This is a genomic window from Quadrisphaera sp. RL12-1S (assembly GCF_014270065.1).
Lineage (GTDB): Bacteria > Actinomycetota > Actinomycetes > Actinomycetales > Quadrisphaeraceae > Quadrisphaera.
This window is the reverse complement of sequence record NZ_JACNME010000013.1, coordinates 45,036-64,567: the sequence shown is the minus strand read 5'-3', so window position 1 is coordinate 64,567 and position 19,532 is coordinate 45,036. Positions and strand designations below refer to the sequence as shown.

Below are 19,532 nucleotides of genomic sequence, written 5' to 3'. Positions count from 1 at the left end.
CCGTGAGCACCGGTCAGGGGTTGGGGACGGAGATCACCGTGAACTCGGGGCGGGACACCAGCTGGCGGTTGACGTTGTTCCAGCGGACACCGCCGACGTTGTACCTGGCGACGTCCGCCCCGTCGAGGTCGATGGCCGCGAAGAGGCGCTCGAACGTCTCGATCATCTGGTTGTAGGTGGTGAGGTAGGTGTTCTGGAGGTTGGCGATGTTGCCGATCGCCGCGATGCCGCCGGTGGCGGCCGCGGCGATGAGACCGATGATCGTCAGGGGGTTGGCGCCGGTGACGATGAGCGCACCGATGCCCGTGACCACGGCCGGGGCGAACCCTCCGACGTACTGCCGGACGCCGTTGCGGTAGTTCTGGTACTGCAGGTTGAGGGTGTTGGTCTGGTCGACGAAGGTGTTGAGCAGGGACTGCACGTTGCCGGGGTTGTTCCAGCGGGCGAAGTCCGCCTCGTGGCGCTGGCCGTTCGCCCCGATGACCTGCAGGCGGATCCGCTGCTGCGGATCGCCGTAGGCGACCACGCCGAAGCCGGCGACGTTGATGCGGTAGTGCTCGTAGGGGTTGTTCTCCCTGAAGATGCCCCCGTTCGTGTCGATCGGCTGCTGCGGGAGCGCACGGCCCTCGCGCGGGCTCTTGGTCCAGTACTTGACGCCGGAGTCGGACACGTCCATGCGGGCCTGGTCGACGATGGTGCGGCCCTCGGCGTACGTGGCGCCCAGGACGCCCCACGCCCCGTAGAACGTCACCAGATCACCGCCCCCGGGGACCCCGCTGAAGGTCACCTGGGCCCAGCGCGCGTCGGCCGCCGCGGGCGCGGCGCTCAGCAGGGGCAAGGCTCCGGCGCCGGCGACGGAGGCGACGCCTCCCAGCAGCAGGTGACGACGGTTCAGCTCCACCATCTCGATGCACTCCTCGTGGTTCGGCGAGAGGGTCCCGGTGGCGTGTCCACCGGCGGACGGCCGCCCGCCCCTGGGGGGGTCGTGTCCACCGCAAGGGGGGGGTGCCGGTCGGGATCTTGCACCTGGCGAGGCCCGCGGTCCAGCGCTCGAGCGGCCCTGCACGAGGAGGTGGACGGAAGTGGGAACGGCGGTGAACTGCTGGCGAAGACGTGCTGGGAGACCGCGGTGACAGGCCCGAGGAGAGGCTGGGCGTCGCGCCCGCCGAGGCCTTCCGGTGGCCGGGGGCGCCCCTCGCTCGACGCGTCAGTCGCGGCGGGTGCGGGCCCGCACGTGCATCCGCTCCCCCTGGGGCCCGAACAGGCTGAGCAGCTCCGCCGGTCCGGGCCCGGGGTTGTGGAACCAGTGCGGCGTGCGGGTGTCGAACTCGGCGACCTCGCCCTCGCGGAGCACGAGGTCGTGCTCGCCCAGCACCAGGCGGACCTTCCCGGCCAGCACGTAGAACCACTCCCAGCCCTCGTGGACCTTGAGCCCGTCCCCCTCGGGCGTCCGGTCCGGCTCGGGCGCCATGACGATCTTCCAGGCCTGCAGCCCGCCCGGCTGCCGCGTCAGCGGAACCACCGTGCGCCCGTGCGCGCGCTGCGGGCGCAGGTGCACGCGGGGGTCACCCGTGGCGGGCGCACCGACCAGCTCGTCCAGGGCCACGGCGTGCGCCTTCGCCAGCGGGAGCAGCAGCTCCAGGGTGGGGCGGCGCTGCCCGGACTCGAGCCGGCTGAGCGTGCTCACCGAGATTCCCGTGGCCTCGGACAGCTGCGCGAGCGTGGCGCCGCGCTGCTGGCGCAGCGCCTTGAGCCGCGGACCGACGGCGTCCAGGACGCCGTCGAGGTCGTCGCCGGAACCGTCGGTCGCCCTGTCCACCACGGGCCCAGCGTGCACCCGCCGTTGCTGTTCCGGCAACAGCGCTTGCCGAAACGGCCGCCCCGGCCTCAGGGTCGGGACATGACCTCAGCACCGCTGCCGCAGCAGCTGGACGAGCAGTACGACGCCGTGGTGGTCGGCGGTGGTGCCGCCGGACTGGCGGGCGCCGTGGCGCTGGCGCGCATGCGGCGCTCGGTGCTGGTGGTCGACGCCGGCCAGCCGCGCAACGCCCCCGCCGACGGCGTCCACAACCTGCTCGGACGGGAGGGGACGCCACCGCTCGAGCTCGTCGCCGCGGGCCGTGCGGAGCTGGCGGGGTACGGCGGCACCGTGGTCGACGGCCGCGTCACGTCGCTGCAGCGCAGCAGCGGGGACGGGGAGCCGCTGCGCTTCGCCGTCGTCCTCGAGGACGGGAGGGCGACGACGGCGCGCCGCCTGCTCCTGGCCCACAGCGGCACCGACGTCCTCCCGGACCTGCCGGGACTGCGCGAGCTGTGGGGCAGCCGCGTGCTGCACTGCCCGTTCTGCCACGGGTGGGAGGTGCGCGGCCGGTCGGTGGCGGTGCTGTCGACGGGCGCGATGACCGCCCACGCCGCGACGCTGTGGCGCCAGGTCAGCGACCGCGTGCTGGTGCTGTCGCACACCGGTCCGGAGGTCGAGGAGTCGCAGCGGCAGCAGCTGCAGGCGGTGGGGGTGGAGTTCGTGGCCGGCGAGGTGGTGGCCCTGGAGCCGGTCGACGACGACGACGTCGACCACGGCGGCGGCGTGCGCGTGCGGCTGGCCTCCGGCCGCGCGCTGGAGGTCGGCGCGGTGGTGGCGGCCTCGCAGGTGCGGGTCGACGCGTCGCTGACCGCGGCGCTGGGCGTGGAGGTCGCGGACGTGGAGCTCATGGGGGTGGTCGCGGCCACGAGCGCCGTGGTGGCGGACCCGACCGGGCTGACGAGCGTCCCGGGGGTGTGGGCGGCGGGCAACGCCTCCGCCCCGATGGCGACGGTGCCCGCGGTGACGGCGGCGGGGATGCAGGCCGGCGCGGCGATGACGATGGACCTGGCCCGCGAGGACGTCGCGGGCGCCCTCCTCCTGCAGGGAGCAGCACGATGAGCGACCACCAGCACGGGCACGACCACGGGCACGACCACGGCCACGGGCACGGGGGGCCGCCGCGCGAGATGCCGCCGCTGCCGGACTCGGCCGAAGGCCTGCCGGCGTGGTGGGAGGAGCTGTACAGCGGCGACGGCACCCGGTGGAGCGGCAACGCCAACGCCCGGCTCGTCGAGGCCGTGGCGGCCCTGGAGGCGCGCGGTGTGACGGCGGGGCGCGCGCTCGACCTGGGCTGCGGCGAGGGCGGCGACGTCATCTGGCTCGCGGAGCGCGGGTGGGCGGTGACGGGGGTGGACGTCGCTCACGCCGCCGTGGCGAAGGCGCGCGGCCTGGCGGCTGCGCGGGGCGTCGACGTCGTCCTCGAGCGGCACGACCTGACGCGGACGTTCCCCGAGGGCGAGTTCGAGCTGGTCAACGCCCAGTTCCTCCAGGCGCCGGTGGGCTGGCCGCGGGCGGAGGTTTTGCGGCGCGCGGCCGCCGCGGTGGCCCCCGGCGGGCACCTGCTGGTGGTGGACCACGCCGAGCCGCCGCCGTGGTCGCAGCTGGACCGCGAGGCGGTCGGCTGGCCCACGCCGCAGCAGGTGCTGGCCGACCTGGCCCTCGACGCCGGCGGGGGCCACGGGTGGGAGGTGGTGCGCGCGGAGGTCGCCGGACGCCCGGCCGCCGGGCCCGGCGACCAGCACGGGCACCTCGAGGACAGCGTGGTCCTCGTCCACCGCCTCCCCTGACCTCCCCCCTCCCACGACGACTTCCTTGATCGTCACGGGGAGGGGGCGGGGAGGGGCTGCCGGGCGGTGGGCGAGACTGCAGGCATGGCCGTCTTCGTGGTGACGTACTCGTACACAGCCGACTCGGCACGGCGCGACGCGCTGCGCCCGACGCACCGGGAGTGGCTCGGCACGCTCCCGGGCCTGCTGGTCTCGGGCCCCACCGACGCCGACGGCGCGGTGCTCGTCTTCGAGGGCGCGTCCGCCTCGGAGGTCGACGCGACCGTCGACCAGGACCCGTTCGTCACCGACGGCGGCATCGTCGCCGAGCGGCGCACGGTCGGCTGGACCGTGGTGGGCGGCAGCCTCAAGGGCGCCTTCCCCACCTCCTGACCCACCCGCCCGTCCGTGATCATGGACTTCCGAAGCACTTTCCGACCGTGATCATGGACTTCCGGAACACCTGCTCCGGAAGTCCATGATCACGGTGAGAGGGTGGGGGCGTGCTCGTGGTGCTCAGCGGCCTGCCCGGGGTCGGAAAGACGACGCTGGCGCGGGAGCTCGCCCGCTCCCTCGGTGCCCCGCACGTGCGCGTCGACGCCTTCGAGGCCGCCCTGGGCGTGCGGGACGGGGACGGCGACGCCACCGGCTACCGCCTCGCGCACGCCGTGGCCGGGGACGCGCTGCGCAGCGGCCGCCACGCCGTCCTCGACGCGGTGAACCCCGTGCGCGCCGCCCGCGACGGCTGGCGGACGCTCGCCGACGAGGTCGGGGTGCCGCTGCTGGAGGTGGACGTCGTCTGCTCCGATCCCGCCCTGCACGAGCGGCGGGTGCGCGAGCGCACCGCGGACCTGCCCGGCCAGGTCGTCCCCACCTGGGAGGACGTCACCGGCCGGCCGGCGTGGCGGCGCGATCCCGACGAGCCCGCCGCCGTCGTCGTCGACACGGCGACGACGACGGTGGCCCGCGCGGTCGGGGACCTGCGCGCCCGCGTGCACGCCCGTCCCGAGCAGGTGGCCGTGCCGGCGTCGCTGCTCGCAGCGGGCCACCGCTTCGGCGGGTGGGCGGCTCGCGGCGAGCCGGAGGTGGTGCTCAGGACCGAGCGGCTGCTCCTGCGCCGCTGGCGAGAGGCGGACCTGGAGCCGTTCGCCGCGATGAACGCCGACCCCGAGGTCATGGAGCACTTCAGCTCCGGTCCGCTGGACCGCGCCGCCTCGGACCGGCTCGCCCGGTACGCCGACGCCTGCTTCGAGGTGCACGGGTTCGGGCTGGCGGCCGTGGAGCGCGTGGGCGACGGCGCGTTCCTCGGCTTCTGCGGGCTCGGCCGGCACCGCCGCCGCCCGGAGTCCGTGGAGGTGGGGTGGCGCCTGGCCCGCCGCGCCTGGGGCCACGGCTACGCCACGGAGGCGGGCCGGGCGTGGCTGGAGGCGGCACCGCGGTTCGGGCTGGAGCGCGTGGCTTGCTTCGTCGCCGCCACGAACGGGCGCTCGCTCGCGGTGGCGCAGCGGCTCGGGCTGGTGGTCCAGGAGGAGGACGTCTGGGCCGGCCAGCCCGTCGTCGTCCTCTCCACCCCCTCGTGACCGCGGCGGGTGGTCAGTCCTCCTCGTCGGGGAGGGTCCAGGCGAGGTGCCAGGTGGAGAGCAGCCAGCTCGCGAACCACAGGGCGAAGCCGACGGCCAGCCCTGAGGCCGTCCCGCCGCCGTGCTGCGCCACGAGCACCGCGGCCACCACGGCGAGCAGCCCCAGGACGACCCGCAGCGGGTTCACCGCGGAGGTCGCCGCGTCGCGCATGGCGCGCTGCACCTCGTCGAGGGTGGTCTCGCGGCGGTCGAAGACCCCTCGGACGCCGAGGTTCACCACCGAGTGCACGGGGATGAACACCAGGCACGCCGCCACCCAGCAGACCACCGGGGCGGCGCCGTCCGCTCCGCCGAGCGCGGCCACGAGCGGGACCCCGGTGAGGAACCCGACGACGGCGGCCTCCACCCCGACCGCCGCGCGGCGCACGGTGCGCCGGCGGGTCCAGGTGTAGCGCTCGTCCTCGAAGGTGGCGGCCAGGCCGGTCGTGCGGCTGGTGGAGCGGGAGCGGGTCGCGGCGTTCATCGGGCTGTCCTTCCGTAGAGCTCGGCGCTGAGCGGGGGCAGGGGCTCGAGGCTGAACACGGCCTCGACGGGCAGGTCGAAGAACCGGGCGATGCGCAGGGCAAGGGCCAGTGACGGGCTGTACTCGCCCCGCTCGAGGTAGCCGATCGTCTGCGGGTGCACGCCGACGGCCTCGGCGAGCTCCTTGCGGCTGGCGCGCCGCTCGGCCCGCAGCACGGCGATGCGGTCGTGCACCGCATCTTCACTGCTGCGCGGGGTCCTGCCCATGCCTCTATTCGTAGCATTAATGCTACGAATGGTTCAAGAGGTGCTGCCATGCGTCCACAGGTCGACGACGACGACGAGGCGCACGGCCTCGCCCGTCCACAGGTGCCGGCGGTGGCGCTGCGCGGGGAGGGGCTGGCGTGACAGGCTCGGCGCGTGTCCCGGACTTCCCCCCGGGGGGCCACCCGTCCTGTGCGGTCGCGCGTCGGCGTCGTCGTCGTCGCGGTCGTCCTCGTCGTGCTCCTCGTGCTCATCGCCCGCTCCGCCGGTGGCCTCGGCGGCCTCGCGGACCTGCTCGGGTCCGGGCAGCGCAGCACGCAGCCGGCACCCGCGGGTTCCGCCGCGGCCGCGCTGGCGACGCTGCCGGTCAAGGGCAAGGCGCCGAAGACCGGGTACTCGCGCGAGCAGTTCGGGCAGGCGTGGCAGGACGTCGACGCGAACGGCTGCGACACCCGGGACGACGTGCTGGCGCGGGACATGACCGACGTCGTCTACAGCCGCACCGATCCCTGCCAGGTCTCCAGCGGGGTGCTGGTGGACCCGTACACGCCCAAGCAGATCCGGTTCCAGCGCGGGCCGCGCAGCTCCGAGGTGCAGATCGACCACCTCGTGGCGCTGTCCGACGCGTGGCAGACCGGGGCGCAGCAGTGGCCGCTGGAGAAGCGGGAGCAGTTCGCCAACGACCCGCTGAACCTGCTCGCCGTGGACGGGCCGCTGAACGCGGCGAAGGGCGACGGCGACGCCGCCACGTGGCTGCCGCCCAACAAGGGCTTCCGGTGCCAGTACGTGGCGCGGCAGATCGCGGTGAAGGTCAAGTACGGGGTCTGGGTCACGCAGGCCGAGCACGACGCGATGGCCGACGTGCTGAGCACCTGCCCGGGCGAGCACCTGCCGCGCGACGACGGCGGGGTCGGCCCGCGACCGTCGACTGCGCCGTCGGGGGCGACGACGACGGCGTCAGCCTCGGCGACGACCGCTCCGTACGGGAGCTGCTCCGCCGCGAAGGCCGCCGGGGCGACCCCGCTGCACAGCGGCGACCCGGGCTGGAACCCCCGGCTGGACCGGGACGGGGACGGCGTCGCCTGCACCTGACCACCAGGGGCGGCAGGAGCCGCGGCGTGCGACCGTGGCCCGGTGATCCGCAACGTGGTGGTCGGCAAGCTCCGCGAGGGCGTGGCCCTGGCGGAGGTGCAACCGGGGCTCGACGCCGTCGCGGCCCTCGAGTCCGCTGGCCGGCTGGCGTGCCGGGTGGGGACGGACCTGCGCCTGCGCGACCAGCCGTGGGACTTCGCCATCACCAACGACTGGGTGGACGAGGCCAGCTACCGCACCTACGACGTCGACGAGGAGCACAACCGCATCCGCCGGGAGCTCTTCGCGCCGCTGTGCGAGCAGATCGTGAGGGTGCAGTTCGAGGTGCCGGACTCCCCCTGAGCGCCGTCGCTCCTCGTCACTCCTCGTCGCCTGCGCCCTCGCGCGACGGCGGCTTGGAGACGAGGTACGTGCGGCCGGTGGCGTCCCGGTGCACCTCGAACTGGCCCTGCACACCCGTCAGGCGGTGCTCGGCGCGGGCGGCCTGGGTCCCCGCCTGCTGCTCGTCCACCTGGGCCCCTCCGTAGACGGCCTTCAGGTTCTGCTCAACGGAGCCGACGGCGCGGTCGAGCCGGCCGAACACCCTGCGCAGGAACGACACGTCGCCCACTCCCCCACCTGATCGGTTGTGTACAACCAGATGGTACGCCACTGGTCGGTAGGCTGGCCCCTGTGACGACCAGCGCGCCCGGTGCCCAGCCGGCCCCGACGGAGCCGACGGACCTGCTCGCCCTCGACCAGCAGGTCTGCTTCGCGCTGGCGGTGGCCGCGCGCAGCGTCATCGCGCTCTACCGGCCGGTCCTGGAGCCGCTGGGCCTCACCCACCCGCAGTACCTGGTGATGCTGGCGCTCTGGCAGCACCGCCGCCTGACCGTGAAGGAGCTCGGCGGACTGCTCCAGCTCGACTCCGGCACCCTCTCGCCGCTCCTCAAGCGCCTGGCCGGCACGGGCCTGGTCACCAAGGCCCGCGACGAGCGGGACGAGCGCGTCGTCGTCGTCGAGCTCACCGAGCGGGGGGCGGCACTGCGCGAGGAGGCGCTGGCCGTGCCGCGCGCGGTGATGGCGCGACTGGGGATGGACGTCGGCGACCTCGTGGCCCTGCGCGACTCCCTCACCGCGGTGATCTCCGCGGCCACGGCCGCCGGGCCTCCCCCGCCGGGCCGGCCCCAAACCTGACGACGCCGATCTGTGGCGATCGCCACTGTCGTTGAACGTTGGAACACATCGCCCACGGCCGGTCGTTGGCACACACCGTGGATCTCTTCACCCCCGCCGTGTTCGGCGACCTCAAGCTGTCCAACCGCATCGTCATGGCGCCCCTGACGCGCCTGCGCTCCGGCGAGGCCGGGGTGCCGGGTGACCTGGTGGCCGAGATGTACGCGCAGCGCGCGAGCCTCGGCCTGATCGTCACCGAGGGCACCTACCCCGCCAAGGAGGGCCAGGGCTACCCCGGTCAGCCGGGCATCACCACCGACGAGCAGCAGGACGCCTGGGGCCGCGTCGCCGAGGCCGTGCACGAGGCCGGCGGCACCATCGTCATGCAGGTCATGCACGCCGGCCGCGTCTCGCACGTCGACATCACCGGCACCGACCGGATCGTGGCTCCCAGCGCGGTCGCCATCGACGGCGAGGTGCACGGTCCCCACGGCAAGCAGCCGTACCAGGCGCCCCACGCGCTGACCCTCGACGAGATCGAGGAGGTGCGCGAGCAGTTCGTGACCGCCTCGAAGCGCGCCGTGGCCGCCGGCCTGGACGGCGTGGAGGTGCACGGCGCCAACGGCTACCTGCTGCACGAGTTCCTCTCCCCCGCCTCCAACACCCGCACCGACCTGTACGGCGGCTCGCCGGAGGCCCGCGCACGCTTCGTGGTGGAGACCGTCCGCGCCGTGGCCGAGGCCGTCGGCGCCGGCCGCACGGGGCTGCGCATCAGCCCCGCCCACAACATCCAGGACGTCTGGGAGAAGGACGCCGACGACGTCGCCGCCACCTACGCGGCGCTCGCCACCGGCATCGCCGACCTCGACCTGGCGTACCTGTCCGTGCTCCACGCCGACCTCGGCGGCCACCTCGTGCAGGACCTGCGCCGCCGCGTCGGCGCCCCGCTCGTGGCCAACAACGGCTTCGGCGCGCCGAGCACCCGCGAGACCGCCCAGCAGCTGGTGGCGGACGGCGTCGCCGACGCCGTGGCGGTGGGCCGCCCCGTCATCGCCAACCCCGACCTCGCGGAGCGCTGGCGCGTGGGGGCCGACGAGAACGAGCCTGACAGCTCCACGTTCTACGGCGGCGGCGCGCAGGGCTACACCGACTACCCGCGCCTCGCCCTCTGACCCACCTCCCCGTCCGTGATCATGGGCGTCGTGCGCACTCCTGCGCACGACGCCCATGATCACGTGGGGTCAGTGCGGGTCCTGGCGGGGCCCGGCCGCCCGCGAGCGCTCCTCCTGCTCCGTCACGACGTCGTCGACGGCGGACACCAGGCCGTCCCGCGCCGGTGACAGCGGCTGCGCCCCCTCACCGACGGGGACGCCGAGCAGGGCTCGGGTGAGGGTCTGGGTGGAGTCCAGCAGGTCGTCCAGGGCGTTGCGCAGGTTCTGGCCGCTGACCTCGCGGACGGCGGCCCCTCCGCTCGCGGCGTCTTCGTGCGCCAGCGCCGCGTCGAGCACCGCCCGGCGGACCAGCTCCTTGACGAAGGACGCGGTCACGCCCTCGGTGCGGGACACCACCTCCTCCACCACGTCGTCCGCCGCCGTCAGCGGCACGGAGCGGGCGTAGAGGCGCAGCAGGCGCCGGCGTGCGTCCGCGTCCGGCAACCCGATCTGCAGCGCCACGTCCACGCGCCCCGGTCGCGCCGCGAGCGCCCGCTCGAGGGCCTCGGCGCGGTTGGTGGTCAGCAGGAACAGCAGGTCCGCGTCGGCGGCGGCGCCGTCCATCGCGTCGAGGAGCTCGAACAGGACGGGGTTGGTCTCGCCGCCGTAGGAGCGGTCCTCGGCGACGAGGTCGACGTCCTCCAGGACGAGCACCGCCGGCTGGAGCTCGCGGGCCATCTCCGCCACCGCCCCGATGAGGTGCAGGGCGCGTCCGGACAGCAGCAGCGCCGTGGTGCCGGGCAGGTGCGTCACGACGTAGCGGGTGGTGTGGGTCTTGCCGGTGCCCGGCGGCCCGTAGAGCAGCAGACCGCGCTTGAGGTGCTGGCCGCTGGCCCGGAGCACCTCGCGGCGGGCGGCGACGGCGAGCGTGTGCCGCTCCACCCGCGCGAGCACCGCGTCGGGAAGGATCACGTCGTCGCGCTCGGTGCGCGGCAGCTCGGGGAAGCGGACCGTGAGGCAGCCCTGGGGGTCCGCTCCCAGCTCGAGCACCTGGCCGCGGTAGACGTTCCTGGAGGAGCGCAGGGCCTCGAGCTCGCCCAGCAGCGCCTGCGCCTGGTCCGTGGGCAGCCCGGCGACCTCCACCGTCAGCGACTGCTGCCCGTGCCGCGCGTCGGGCGCCCTGACGTGCACCACGTGGCGGCCCCGGTGGTCGTCCACCAGCAGGAGCACCGCGCTCCACACGGCCGTGGTGCGACCGGGCCCTGACGGGAGGTCGTCGACGGCGGGCGCCGTCGCGCGCATCGGCGGCAGGTGCGCGCCGTGCAGGATCTGCAGGACGTCGACCTCGGCCCAGCCCGGCGGCATCGAGTAGCCCAGGACCTCCACCGAACGGGCGGGCTCGGCGAGCCACTGGTCCAGCGCCAGCTGCAGGTTGACGCGCTCGAAGGCGGACAGGTCCTTGGTGACCACCGGTTGGTCGAGCGCCCCCTCGCCCACGTGGTCGCGCAGGCGCCGCACGAGGGGCTGCAGCCGCTGGCCGCTCGTCTCGTGCGCCCACTCGATGAAGCCGACGACGGCGCGGGCGAGGTCGGCGCGGTCGTCGCTGGGGCTGGCCGTGCTGTCGGGGCTGTCGGCGTCCGTCACCCCTGCATGGTGGGGGCGGTGATCACCTCTGCGCGTCATCCCCCAGCCGGATGCTCCTCGACGACCGGCCCGTCCCACCACGCCAGCAGCCTCAGCGCGTGGAACGTCAGCCACCGCGACGGCTCACCGACCCCGCTGTCGACGTCGAACCACACGCGTCCGGGATGGCGTCCCTGCTGGTGCCAGGTGCCGTCGTCGTCGCGCGCGGCACGGACCACCGCGATCGCCTCGGAGAGCCGCGGGTCGGGAGTGCGCCCGTCGCGCAGGGCCGCCGCGCGCAGGTGGTCGGCGGCGCGCAGGGCGCTGTAGGTCCACCGGTACGGGTAGGCGAAGTGGGTGGCCCAGGGCCCCAGCGGCTCCCCGGTGCTGAGCCGACGCAGGAGGTGGCGGTCGAGCAGGTACTGCTCGCCGCGGTGGCGGGCGGCCCGCAGCGCGTCGGAGCCGCCGGTGCGCTGCTCGTGGTCGAGCAGGCCGACCACCGCGTTGAGGGTGGAGTGGAAGGAGCCGTGGGTCGAGCCCTCCACCCACTCGCAGTTCCACCCGCCGTCGTCGAGCTGGTGGGCGGGGAACCACGCCTCGACAGCGGAGACGTCGGCGCCGAGCCACGCCCCGTTGGCGAGGGTGAAGGCGTTGATGCACACGTCCACCTCGCCGCCCCAGAACGGCAGGTCCTCGTACTCCCAGCGCACGGCGGCGAGCAGCTCGGCGGTGCCGGGCCGCAGCGCGGAGGCGGGCACGCCCCACTCCCGCAGCTGGTTCAGCGACCACGTGGTGGCGGTGTAGGGCTGGCCGGGCTCGTCGGGGAAGGTGCCCTCGCGGACCTCGCGGGGGAAGAAGGGTCCGCCCGCCCACTGGCCGTCGTCGTCCTGGAGGGCCAGCAGGCGGGCGCCGAAGCCCTCGGTGGCCGTGCGGGCGCGCGTGGCCTCCCAGACCTCCTGGGGCTCGCCGGCGAGATCGCGCTGGACCTGCCAGCGCAGCGCCGGGTCGGAGTCGAGCAGCCACGTGAGGACCTCGTCGTCGGTCACACCCACCGACGCTAGACCCGCACGGTGACAGCGGGCCGCTGCGCGCCCAGCAGCACCTGCGGCGGCAGTGCGGGCCGGCCGGCGGGTGGCGGCCGGCGGGTGGCGGGCGCGATCTGCCGAGTCGCTGTCAGGAGGTGTCGGAACCCCGTCGCGTCGTGCCGGAACGGGGCCCGGGTTCCGACACCTCGCGACGGGGTTCCGACACGTCGCGGCAGCGCACACCAGAGAACGCACCGCGGGGTGTTGACGCCGCCCCGGTTACCTGGTTAGTTACTCGACTAACGAACCAAGGAGGCAGTGTGATCGACGACGGACGACCGATCTTCCAGCAGATCGCCGACCAGGTCGCCGACGGCATCGCCGCCGGCGCCTACCCCGAGGGCGCGCAGGTGCCCTCCACCACCGAGCTCGCGGCGTTCCACCGCATCAACCCGGCCACCGTCGGCAAGGGCGTGAACCTGCTGGTGGAGAGGGGGCTGCTGCACAAGCGCCGCGGGCTCGGGATGTTCGTCAGCGAGGGCGCGCGCGCCGCGCTCCTGGCCGACCGCACCGCCCGGTTCTCCGACGCCTTCGTCGCACCGCTGCTCGACGAGGCCCGGGCGCTGGGCCTGGGCCTCGACGAGGTCCAGCGGCTCATCACCGAGCGCGCAGCGCAGCCCGCAGCCCAGCCCGCAGCCCAGCCCGCAGCCCAGCCCGCCGCAGCGCCGGTCCCGCCGTCCTCAGGAGCCCCCCAGCAGCGAGGGCCCGCCACCACCCGCGAGAGGAGTCCCCTGTGACCACCGACGAGCCAGCCCTCCGCCTCCGCGGCGTCAGCCGGACCTTCGGCCAGACCGCGGCCCTGAGCGACGTCAGCCTCGAGGTGCCGCACGGCACGGTCTGCGGCCTGCTGGGGCGCAACGGCGCCGGCAAGACCACGCTGATGTCGCTGGCCGCCGGGCACGACAGGCCCACGGCCGGACGGGTCGAGGTGTTCGGGCGGGACCCGTTCACCCACGCGCCCACCACCAGCGCGGTGAGCCTGGTCCGGGACGACCAGCGCTACCCCGACGACTTCCGCCTCCGGCACGTCCTGGCCGTGGCCCCGCGCTTCCACGAGCGGTGGGACCGCGAGCGCGCCGCCGAGCTGGTCGACGCGTTCAGGCTGCCGGCGCGCACCGACGTCAAGAAGTACTCCCGCGGTCAGCTGTCCGCGCTGGGCATCGTGCTGGGGCTGTGCTCGCGGGCGCCCCTGACGGTCTTCGACGAGCCGTACCTGGGTCTGGACGCAGGCGCGCGGCGCACCTTCTACGCCCAGCTGGTGGCAGACCTCGCCGAGCACCCGCGCACGGTGCTGGTCTCCACCCACCTGGTGGACGAGATGGAGGCGCTGCTCGACCACGTGGTGGTGCTCGAGGGCGGCCGCGTGGTGCGCGACTGCAGCCTCGACGAGGCGCGCAGCGCCGCGTACACGGTCAGCGGCCCCGCCGTCGTCGTCGACGGTCTCACCGCGGGGCTGCCGGTGCTGACGAGCAGCCGGCTGGGCGGGCTGCGCTCCACCACCGTGGAGGCACCGCTGACGCCGGAGGCAGCAGCAGCCGCACGGACCGCGGGCGCGCAGGTCGAGCAGGCGAGTCTGCAGGACGTGGTCGCCGCCCACGGCGCCGACCAGGACGACGACGACCCCACCCACCGCACCGCGCACCCGACCCTCGAGACGGCAGGAGCCCGCGCATGACCACCACGGCAGCCCCCGACCTCGACACCCCGGCGCAGGCTCCCACCGCGGTGCGGGCGGTCTCCGCGCTCGACGTGGTGGCCCTGCAGACCACCAAGCGCTTCATGACCTTCGCGGTGCCGCTCGTGACGCTGGGGCTGGTGCTCGTCGTCTCGGCGGTGATCGCCGGGTTCTTCTACCAGCTGGGGTCGCGGCCGGGCACGCCCGAGTGGGTCAGCAACAGCCGCAACAACCCCGGTGTGCTGTGGGCGCTGCCTGGCTTCCTGGGGTACTACGGCGTCCAGTCGGTGGCCACCACGTTCCCGCTGGCGCTCGCGCTGGGCACCGGGCGGCGCGCCTTCACCACGGGCACGCTGGCGTTCCACGGGCTGCTGTCGGCGTACGTCGCCGTCGCCGGCCTGGCGCTGCTGGGGGTGGAGCGGCTGACGGGGCAGTGGTTCGTGGGGCTGTACCTCATGGACGTGGTGGTCCTCGGTGGCGGTGACCCGCTGCGGCTCGTCGCGGTGCTGTTCCTCGGCAGCCTCGCCGTGCTCTCGCTGGGCGCGCTGTTCGCCGCGGCGTGGGTGAGGCTCGGGGCGCGGGGGCCGCTGCTCCTGGGGCTCGGGAGCGGCGCCCTGCTGGCTGTCAGCGCCCTGCTGCTCGCCCCGCACCTGGGCGAGCTCGCGGTCAGCTTCCGACCGTGGTGGCTCGCAGCGCTGGCCGCGCTGGTCACGGCCGTGGCCTGCACCGGCGAGCTGGTGCTCCTGCGGCGGGCCTCGGTGCGCTGACGCGCTGCACCTGCCGCACCTGCCGCACCTGCCGGCGAGCTCCGCCCCGCGGGACGCGCTTCCGCCCCATCGCGCGGCTTTCCGCCCCATCGGCCGGCCCGATGGGGCGGGAGCTCGCGTGATGGGGCGGAAGCTCGCGTGATGGGGCGGAACTGCGCGTCGTCCACCTCTCAGGCCGGCGCACCGGCGTCGGCGTCGTCGGCGGCGTCCGCCCAGGAGCTGCCCACGTGCACGTCCAGCGGGAACGCGATCGGGAACTCCCCGTAGAGCAGCCGCCCCGCGCGCTCAGCGGCGCCGCGCACCGCGTCCGCCACCTCCTCCGCCAGTGCGGCGGGGGTGTGCACGAGCACCTCGTCGTGCAGGAAGAGCACCAGGTGCGGCCGCTGTTCCACCCGACCGGCACCGCCGATCCGCCACAGCTCCTCGCGCAGCAGCGCGATCCAGCTGGCGGCCCACTCGGCTGCCGAGCCCTGCACCACGAAGTTGCGGGTGAAGCGCCCCCACGAGCGCCGCTCGCGCAGGTCCGCCTCGCTGACCGGGACGTCGGGGGCCTGCTGCGTCCACGCGCCGCCCGGCCGCGGCGACCCCCGGCCGAGCCACGTGCTCACCACCTCGCCGCACTCTCCCGCGGCCGCGGCCAGCTCCAGGTGCTCCACGGCGCGCGGGTAGCGGCGCGCGAGGTGCTCGACCATTCGCCCGCCGCTGCCGGCGGTGGCGCCGTACATGGCCCCGAGCACCGCGAGCTTGGCGTCGGAGCGGGTCGCGACCGCGCCGCTGTCCACCACGCCCTGGTACAGGTCGCCGCCGGCCGCAGCGCGGGCGAGGTCGACGTCCCCGGAGACCGCAGCGAGCACGCGCGGCTCGAGCTGGGCCACGTCGGCCACCACCAGGCGCCACCCCTCGTCGGCGGCCACCGCCGGGCGCAGCACCGCCGGCACCGACAGCGCGCCCCCGCCCTGCGCGGCCCAGCGCCCGCTGACCACGCCGCCGGGCAGGTGGTCGGGGCGGTAGCGGCCGTCGTGCACCCACTCGCGCAGCCAGCGCCAGCCGTTGGCGGCGTGCAGCCGGGACAGGCGGCGGTGCTCCAGCAGCGGCGCCACCGCGGGGTGGTCGAGCTGCGAGAGGGTGCCGGAGCGGGTGTCCGGCGGCTCCAGCCCCACCCGCCGCAGGGCGCGCAGCAGGTCGGCCGGGCTGTCGGGGTTGAGCGACGGCGCCCCCAGCGCCTCCCTCGCCCGCGCGAGCAGAGCGGCCAGCACGGCCGGTGGCTCCCCCGCGGGCGGGCGCGGCCCGAGCTCGGCGGCGAGCAGCGCCTCGTGGACGTCGGCGCGCCACGGCAGCCCGGCGTGCGTCATCTCCGCGGCCACCAGCGCGGCGGCGCTCTCAGCGGCCACCAGCAGCTGGAGCCGGCCCCGCTGCAGCGACGCCGCCAGGGCCGCCTGCTGGGCCGCGTGCTCGGCGGCGGCGTCGAGGGCCGCGACGTGCACGTGCAGGTCGAACAGCCCCTCGGCGCCCCCACCGGCGGACCCCGCGGCCGCGGACGTGGCGCTGCGCGGCACCAGCTCGTCCCACGCCGCGGTCTCCGGGCCGGTCAGCAGTCCCTGGTCGACCAGCGGCGAGCGCCGCAGCAGTCGGTGCACCAGCCGCAGGTCGAGGCAGCGCCGCACCCGCAGGCCGGCGGCCAGCAGCGCCGGGTACCAGCGCGTGGTGTCGTCCCAGACCCAGCGCGGCCCGGCACCCGCGGCCTCCAGCCGAGCGACGAACCGGGACAGGTCCGCCTCCTGCAGGTGCTCCGGCGCACCGTCCACCAGCGCCACCACGGCGTCGGGACCCCGGCGCTGCAGCAGCACCTGCCGGGGTCCCGTCACCCCTCCAGTCTCGGCGCCCGCACCGCCCGCCGCGGTGGCGGGGCGGCGGCGGGCGGTGCGGGGCGTGGCGGTGAGGTGCGGTGCGAGCGCCTCAGATCCTGAACCCACCGACCAGGTGGTCCAGCTCGCGCGACATCCGGGCCAGCTCGGAGGCCGCCTCCTGGGACTCCTTGACGCTCGCGGTGGTGTCGCGCGCGCTGGTGGCGACCCCCTCGATGGTCGCCACCATCTCGTCGGTGCCTCCGGCGGCCTGGGCCGCGCCGCGGGTCATCTCCTGCGTGGTGGCCGTCTGCTCCTCCACCGCCGACGCGATGGTGGTCTGGAAGTCGCTGATCTTGGCGATGACCTCGGTGATGCGCGCGATCGCGTCCACGGCGCTGCTGGTGTCCCCCTGGATCGCCTGCACGCGGCGGGCGATGTCGTCGGTGGCCCGCGCCGTGCCCTGGGCGAGGTCCTTCACCTCGGTGGCGACCACGGCGAAGCCCTTGCCGGCCTCTCCCGCCCGGGCGGCCTCGATGGTCGCGTTGAGGGCCAGGAGGTTGGTCTGCTCGGCGATGCTCGTGATGACCTTCACCACCGCACCGATCTCCGACGACGAGCGCCCCAGCCTGTCGACGGCCTCGGACGACGTGGTGGCCAGGGCGACCGCCTCGGAGGCCACGCGCGCGGCCTCCTGGGCGCTGTTGCTGATCTCCAGGATGGAGGCGCCCATCTCCTCGCTGCCGGCGGAGACGGTGGCGACCTCCCCGGCCACGCTGGAGGCGCTGGCGGTCAGCTGCACCGCACGACCGGCGGTGGCGTCAGCGGCCTCGGCGATCGCGGAGGAGGAGGCGGTGAGCTGGGCGGAGGCGCTGGCCAGGGACTGGGCGGACTCGCGGACCCGGCTCATGCTGGTGCTGAGGGCGCTGGTGGCGCGGTTCAGCGAGGACGCCATGAGCGCGGTCTCGTCCGTGGTCCGCACCGCGACGGTCTGCGTGAGGTCGCCCGCAGCGAGCGCCGCCAGTGCGGCGGTGACCTCGCGCACCGGCCTGACGATCTTCCGGATCACGAGGGTGCCGCCCACGGCCAGCACCGCCACGACCACGAGCCCCCCACCGACCTGCAGTCCCTGCGCCAGGGCCGCAGAGCGGTCGCTGGCGGCGTTGCGGGTGACCAGCAGGCCCTCCTCCTGTCCGGAGACGTCGGCGAGCAGCTGAGCGATCTGCCGGCCGGAGGCCGCGCCCGCATCGGTCAGGACGATGCTCTGAGCGGCGGTGAAGCCGCCCTCGCCGCGGCGGGCGTCGATGGTCGACTGCATCTCCGCGAGCTTGGCGGTCAGCAGCGGTCCGAGCTGGTCGAGGCGCTGCTGCTGGGCCGGGTTGTCGGCCGTGAGCTGGCGCAGCTCCTCCTGCGCTGCCCGCAGGTCGCTGGAGGCGCCGGAGAACCCGGTGAGGTACTCGTCCTTGCCGGTGATGACGAAGCCGCGCTGGCTCGACTCCGCGCGCGCCAGCAGCTCCGAGGTCCGCGAGACCTCCTCCAGCACCCGGTGGGTGTGGTCGACCCGGCCGTTGGCCACCCCGAGCTGCCGCTGGGTGCTCACCGCACCGGCGACCAGCAGCACGACGGCCACTCCGACGGCCACGAGCAGGGCGCCCAGGGTGCGTGCGATGGTCCAGCGCTGGGTGGTGACCGGCCCCGTGACGTCCATGCTGCTGCGCTCCTTCGATCGAGGTGTGTTCGCGCCGTGCGGCGGCGACGTGTCCTTGATCGACGCGGTGAGCACCTTCGTGATCCTTCGCTCCAGACATTGTTCAGTGATGTCGCTCACTCGGGTGACACGGGCGCTGCGCCTGCGCTCCCGAGACCACCCCCGCCAGCAGGACCGCGACGACGACGAGCGCCGACGCGCCCGCCCCCGCTCCCGCGGCGTCCACCACCCGGCCCACCGCCACCGCCCCCACCGCGCTGCCCGCGGCGCTCGCCGAGCTGGTCCAGGCCAGCGCCTCGGTGAGCACCGCGCGCGGCACCTCCCGCTCCAGCACCACGCCCACCTGGACCACCACCACGGGGACGACGACGCCGGCCAGCGCCAGCCCACCCACCAGCAGTGCGGAGGAGGCGGTCCCGGACACGCGCTCGGCAGGTGCCGCGAGGGCAGCCGCGCCGCAGCCCACGGCGAGCGATCCGGCAGCGACCACGACCTGCACCAGCGGCGGCGTCCGCCAGCTGCGCAGCCCGAAGACCCACGCGCCGAGCAGCCCCGCCCCGCTGCTGACCGCCACCAGCGGAGCGGCCGACGCCGGGCCGCCGAGCACGTCCCCCCAGGCGGCCGTGACGATCGGCAGCCCGCCGAAGTGCACCCCCAGCAGGCAGCTCGCCGCGACGAGCAGCAGCGGCACCGGCCTCGCGAGAGACCGCCGCGCAGGCGCAGCCGACGACGGACCGGGAGGCCGTCGTCGTCCTGCTCCCGCGGCCGGCGCCGTGCGGCGCTGCAGCGAGAGCAGCGCCCCGCCGCCGAGCACCACTGCCAGCGCCGCCGCGCTGCCCGCCCAGGGCGCGCCCCGCGCGGCCAGAGCGCTGACGAGCACCGGCCCCACGAGGAACGCGACGGCGTTGGCCAGCGACTCCAGGGCGAACGCCCGCGGCAGATCCTCGCGGTGGTCGTGGAGAAGCACCGTCCAGCGCACCGCGGACAGGGCGCCGAGCTGTGGCGCGCTCGCCCCGGCAGCGGCCGCCGCGACCACCACTGCTGCCCCCCGAGCCCCCGGAGCCCCCGCGGTGGCCAGGGCCACCACGGCGACGACGGCGGCCGCGTGCACGGCCAGCACACCCGGGAGCACCGCGGTCTGGCCCCACCGGTCCACGGCGCGGGCCACCTGCGGACCGGCCAGCGCCTCCGCCACGGCGAACGCCGCGACGGTCGCCCCCGCCGCCCCGAAGGACCCGCTGGTCCCGTGCACGAGCCACACCAGGCCCAGGCCGGTGGCGGCCACCCCCACCCGTCCGGTGCTCGCCGCCGCGAAGAAGGCGGCGGCCCCCGGCAGGGCCAGCAGCTGGCGGTACGACTGCGGGCGCTGCGGCGCGCCCGGCGTCCTCGTGGTCACGAGGGTCCCTCTCGCGGCCGGACCGCGGAGAGCTGCTCACGCG

Annotated in this window: 21 protein-coding genes; 11 read left to right on the top strand and 10 right to left on the bottom strand. The window is 75.3% G+C overall.

Translation table 11 applies throughout. From position 1 onward, the window contains the following. Nucleotides 1–13: 13 nt before the first annotated feature. Both H7K62_RS18360 and H7K62_RS18355 read right to left on the bottom strand, forming a co-directional pair. Entirely contained in the window at nt 14–904 is an 891-nt protein-coding gene (locus H7K62_RS18360; RefSeq protein ID WP_186721309.1) for a hypothetical protein, read from the bottom strand. A gap of 303 nt (nt 905–1,207) precedes the next feature. Next, on the bottom strand, nt 1,208–1,822 hold the full coding sequence (locus H7K62_RS18355; protein ID WP_370591844.1) for a helix-turn-helix domain-containing protein: 615 nt from the start codon (nt 1,820–1,822) through the stop codon (nt 1,208–1,210). A gap of 78 nt (nt 1,823–1,900) precedes the next feature. On the opposite strand from H7K62_RS18355, the gene H7K62_RS18350 reads away from it, so the two are divergent. From H7K62_RS18350 to H7K62_RS24255, 4 genes are all read left to right on the top strand, one after another. Continuing rightward, nucleotides 1,901–2,920 carry an FAD-dependent oxidoreductase gene (locus H7K62_RS18350; RefSeq protein WP_186721307.1) on the top strand — a complete coding sequence of 340 codons (1,020 nt, stop codon included), beginning with the start codon at nt 1,901–1,903 and terminating at the stop codon, nt 2,918–2,920. Next, a complete protein-coding gene (locus H7K62_RS18345; protein WP_222437850.1) occupies nt 2,917–3,648 on the top strand; it encodes a class I SAM-dependent methyltransferase in 732 nt (243 codons plus the stop codon). Before H7K62_RS18350 ends, H7K62_RS18345 begins: the two co-directional genes overlap by 4 nt. Before the next feature lie 84 nt (nt 3,649–3,732). Then, complete coding sequence (locus tag H7K62_RS18340; RefSeq protein ID WP_186721305.1) at nt 3,733–4,020, top strand: YciI family protein; 288 nt, start codon at nt 3,733–3,735, stop codon at nt 4,018–4,020. Nucleotides 4,021–4,130: 110 nt separating this feature from the next. After that, nucleotides 4,131–5,207: a GNAT family N-acetyltransferase gene (locus H7K62_RS24255; protein ID WP_186721303.1), complete on the top strand. Its 1,077-nt coding sequence runs from the start codon at nt 4,131–4,133 to the stop codon at nt 5,205–5,207. 13 nt (nt 5,208–5,220) lie between these two features. Here H7K62_RS24255 and H7K62_RS18330 read toward each other — a convergent pair whose 3' ends face one another. Next, the gene (locus H7K62_RS18330) at nt 5,221–5,730 is read right to left on the bottom strand and encodes a hypothetical protein (RefSeq protein ID WP_186721301.1); all 510 of its coding nucleotides are present in this window, start codon (nt 5,728–5,730) and stop codon (nt 5,221–5,223) included. Continuing rightward, the gene (locus H7K62_RS18325; protein WP_186721299.1) at nt 5,727–5,996 is read right to left on the bottom strand and encodes a helix-turn-helix transcriptional regulator; all 270 of its coding nucleotides are present in this window, start codon (nt 5,994–5,996) and stop codon (nt 5,727–5,729) included. The genes H7K62_RS18330 and H7K62_RS18325 overlap by 4 nt, the downstream gene beginning before the upstream one ends. A gap of 153 nt (nt 5,997–6,149) precedes the next feature. Here H7K62_RS18325 and H7K62_RS18320 point away from each other — a divergent pair, with 153 nt between their 5' ends. Together H7K62_RS18320 and H7K62_RS18315 are read left to right on the top strand one after the other, a co-directional pair. Continuing rightward, nucleotides 6,150–7,085, top strand: coding sequence for a GmrSD restriction endonuclease domain-containing protein (locus H7K62_RS18320; RefSeq protein WP_186721297.1), 936 nt, complete (start codon nt 6,150–6,152; stop codon nt 7,083–7,085). A 42-nt stretch (nt 7,086–7,127) separates the two neighbouring features. Further along, nucleotides 7,128–7,427, top strand: a complete 300-nt coding sequence (locus H7K62_RS18315) for an antibiotic biosynthesis monooxygenase family protein (RefSeq protein ID WP_186721295.1) — start codon at nt 7,128–7,130, stop codon at nt 7,425–7,427. A 16-nt stretch (nt 7,428–7,443) separates the two neighbouring features. Here the strand turns inward: H7K62_RS18315 and H7K62_RS18310 are convergent, their stop codons facing one another. Next, nucleotides 7,444–7,695 carry a hypothetical protein gene (locus tag H7K62_RS18310; RefSeq protein WP_186721287.1) on the bottom strand — a complete coding sequence of 84 codons (252 nt, stop codon included), beginning with the start codon at nt 7,693–7,695 and terminating at the stop codon, nt 7,444–7,446. 62 nt (nt 7,696–7,757) lie between these two features. On the opposite strand from H7K62_RS18310, the gene H7K62_RS18305 reads away from it, so the two are divergent. Together H7K62_RS18305 and H7K62_RS18300 are read left to right on the top strand one after the other, a co-directional pair. Then, nucleotides 7,758–8,261 carry a MarR family winged helix-turn-helix transcriptional regulator gene (locus H7K62_RS18305; RefSeq protein ID WP_370591843.1) on the top strand — a complete coding sequence of 168 codons (504 nt, stop codon included), beginning with the start codon at nt 7,758–7,760 and terminating at the stop codon, nt 8,259–8,261. Nucleotides 8,262–8,338: 77 nt separating this feature from the next. Then, nucleotides 8,339–9,412: an alkene reductase gene (locus tag H7K62_RS18300; protein WP_186721285.1), complete on the top strand. Its 1,074-nt coding sequence runs from the start codon at nt 8,339–8,341 to the stop codon at nt 9,410–9,412. 69 nt (nt 9,413–9,481) lie between these two features. Here H7K62_RS18300 and H7K62_RS18295 read toward each other — a convergent pair whose 3' ends face one another. Together H7K62_RS18295 and H7K62_RS18290 are read right to left on the bottom strand one after the other, a co-directional pair. After that, nucleotides 9,482–11,035, bottom strand: a complete 1,554-nt coding sequence (locus tag H7K62_RS18295) for an AAA family ATPase (protein WP_186721283.1) — start codon at nt 11,033–11,035, stop codon at nt 9,482–9,484. A 35-nt stretch (nt 11,036–11,070) separates the two neighbouring features. Further along, complete coding sequence (locus H7K62_RS18290; protein ID WP_186721281.1) at nt 11,071–12,060, bottom strand: squalene cyclase; 990 nt, start codon at nt 12,058–12,060, stop codon at nt 11,071–11,073. 299 nt (nt 12,061–12,359) lie between these two features. On the opposite strand from H7K62_RS18290, the gene H7K62_RS18285 reads away from it, so the two are divergent. The 3 genes from H7K62_RS18285 to H7K62_RS18275 are packed head-to-tail and all read left to right on the top strand — an operon-like array spanning nt 12,360 to nt 14,541. Continuing rightward, nucleotides 12,360–12,836 (top strand): GntR family transcriptional regulator, encoded by a 477-nt coding sequence (locus tag H7K62_RS18285; RefSeq protein ID WP_186721280.1) that lies wholly within the window; start codon nt 12,360–12,362, stop codon nt 12,834–12,836. Further along, nucleotides 12,833–13,774: an ABC transporter ATP-binding protein gene (locus H7K62_RS18280; RefSeq protein ID WP_186721278.1), complete on the top strand. Its 942-nt coding sequence runs from the start codon at nt 12,833–12,835 to the stop codon at nt 13,772–13,774. The genes H7K62_RS18285 and H7K62_RS18280 overlap by 4 nt, the downstream gene beginning before the upstream one ends. Beyond that, nucleotides 13,771–14,541, top strand: a complete 771-nt coding sequence (locus H7K62_RS18275) for a hypothetical protein (RefSeq protein ID WP_222437848.1) — start codon at nt 13,771–13,773, stop codon at nt 14,539–14,541. The genes H7K62_RS18280 and H7K62_RS18275 overlap by 4 nt, the downstream gene beginning before the upstream one ends. 170 nt (nt 14,542–14,711) lie before the next feature. On the opposite strand, the gene H7K62_RS18270 is transcribed toward H7K62_RS18275, so the two are convergent. The 3 genes from H7K62_RS18270 to H7K62_RS18260 all read right to left on the bottom strand — a co-directional run bounded on the left by H7K62_RS18270 (nt 14,712) and on the right by H7K62_RS18260 (nt 19,489). After that, entirely contained in the window at nt 14,712–16,406 is a 1,695-nt protein-coding gene (locus H7K62_RS18270) for a bifunctional 3'-5' exonuclease/DNA polymerase (RefSeq protein ID WP_186721276.1), read from the bottom strand. A 91-nt stretch (nt 16,407–16,497) separates the two neighbouring features. Next, nucleotides 16,498–18,168 carry a methyl-accepting chemotaxis protein gene (locus H7K62_RS18265; protein WP_186721274.1) on the bottom strand — a complete coding sequence of 557 codons (1,671 nt, stop codon included), beginning with the start codon at nt 18,166–18,168 and terminating at the stop codon, nt 16,498–16,500. A 28-nt stretch (nt 18,169–18,196) separates the two neighbouring features. Further along, the gene (locus tag H7K62_RS18260; RefSeq protein ID WP_186721272.1) at nt 18,197–19,489 is read right to left on the bottom strand and encodes an MFS transporter; all 1,293 of its coding nucleotides are present in this window, start codon (nt 19,487–19,489) and stop codon (nt 18,197–18,199) included. Nucleotides 19,490–19,532 lie beyond the last annotated feature (43 nt).

Excerpts from the sequence above, each read along its gene's own strand:
- H7K62_RS18360 (WP_186721309.1), bottom strand. The coding sequence starts at position 904 with ATGGTGGAGCTGAACCGTCGTCACCTGCTGCTGGGAGGCGTCGCCTCC.
- H7K62_RS18350 (WP_186721307.1), top strand. The coding sequence starts at position 1,901 with ATGACCTCAGCACCGCTGCCGCAGCAGCTGGACGAGCAGTACGACGCC.
- H7K62_RS18345 (WP_222437850.1), top strand. The coding sequence starts at position 2,917 with ATGAGCGACCACCAGCACGGGCACGACCACGGGCACGACCACGGCCAC.
- H7K62_RS18340 (WP_186721305.1), top strand. The coding sequence starts at position 3,733 with ATGGCCGTCTTCGTGGTGACGTACTCGTACACAGCCGACTCGGCACGG.
- H7K62_RS18330 (WP_186721301.1), bottom strand. The coding sequence starts at position 5,730 with ATGAACGCCGCGACCCGCTCCCGCTCCACCAGCCGCACGACCGGCCTG.
- H7K62_RS18325 (WP_186721299.1), bottom strand. The coding sequence starts at position 5,996 with ATGGGCAGGACCCCGCGCAGCAGTGAAGATGCGGTGCACGACCGCATC.
- H7K62_RS18275 (WP_222437848.1), top strand. The coding sequence starts at position 13,771 with ATGACCACCACGGCAGCCCCCGACCTCGACACCCCGGCGCAGGCTCCC.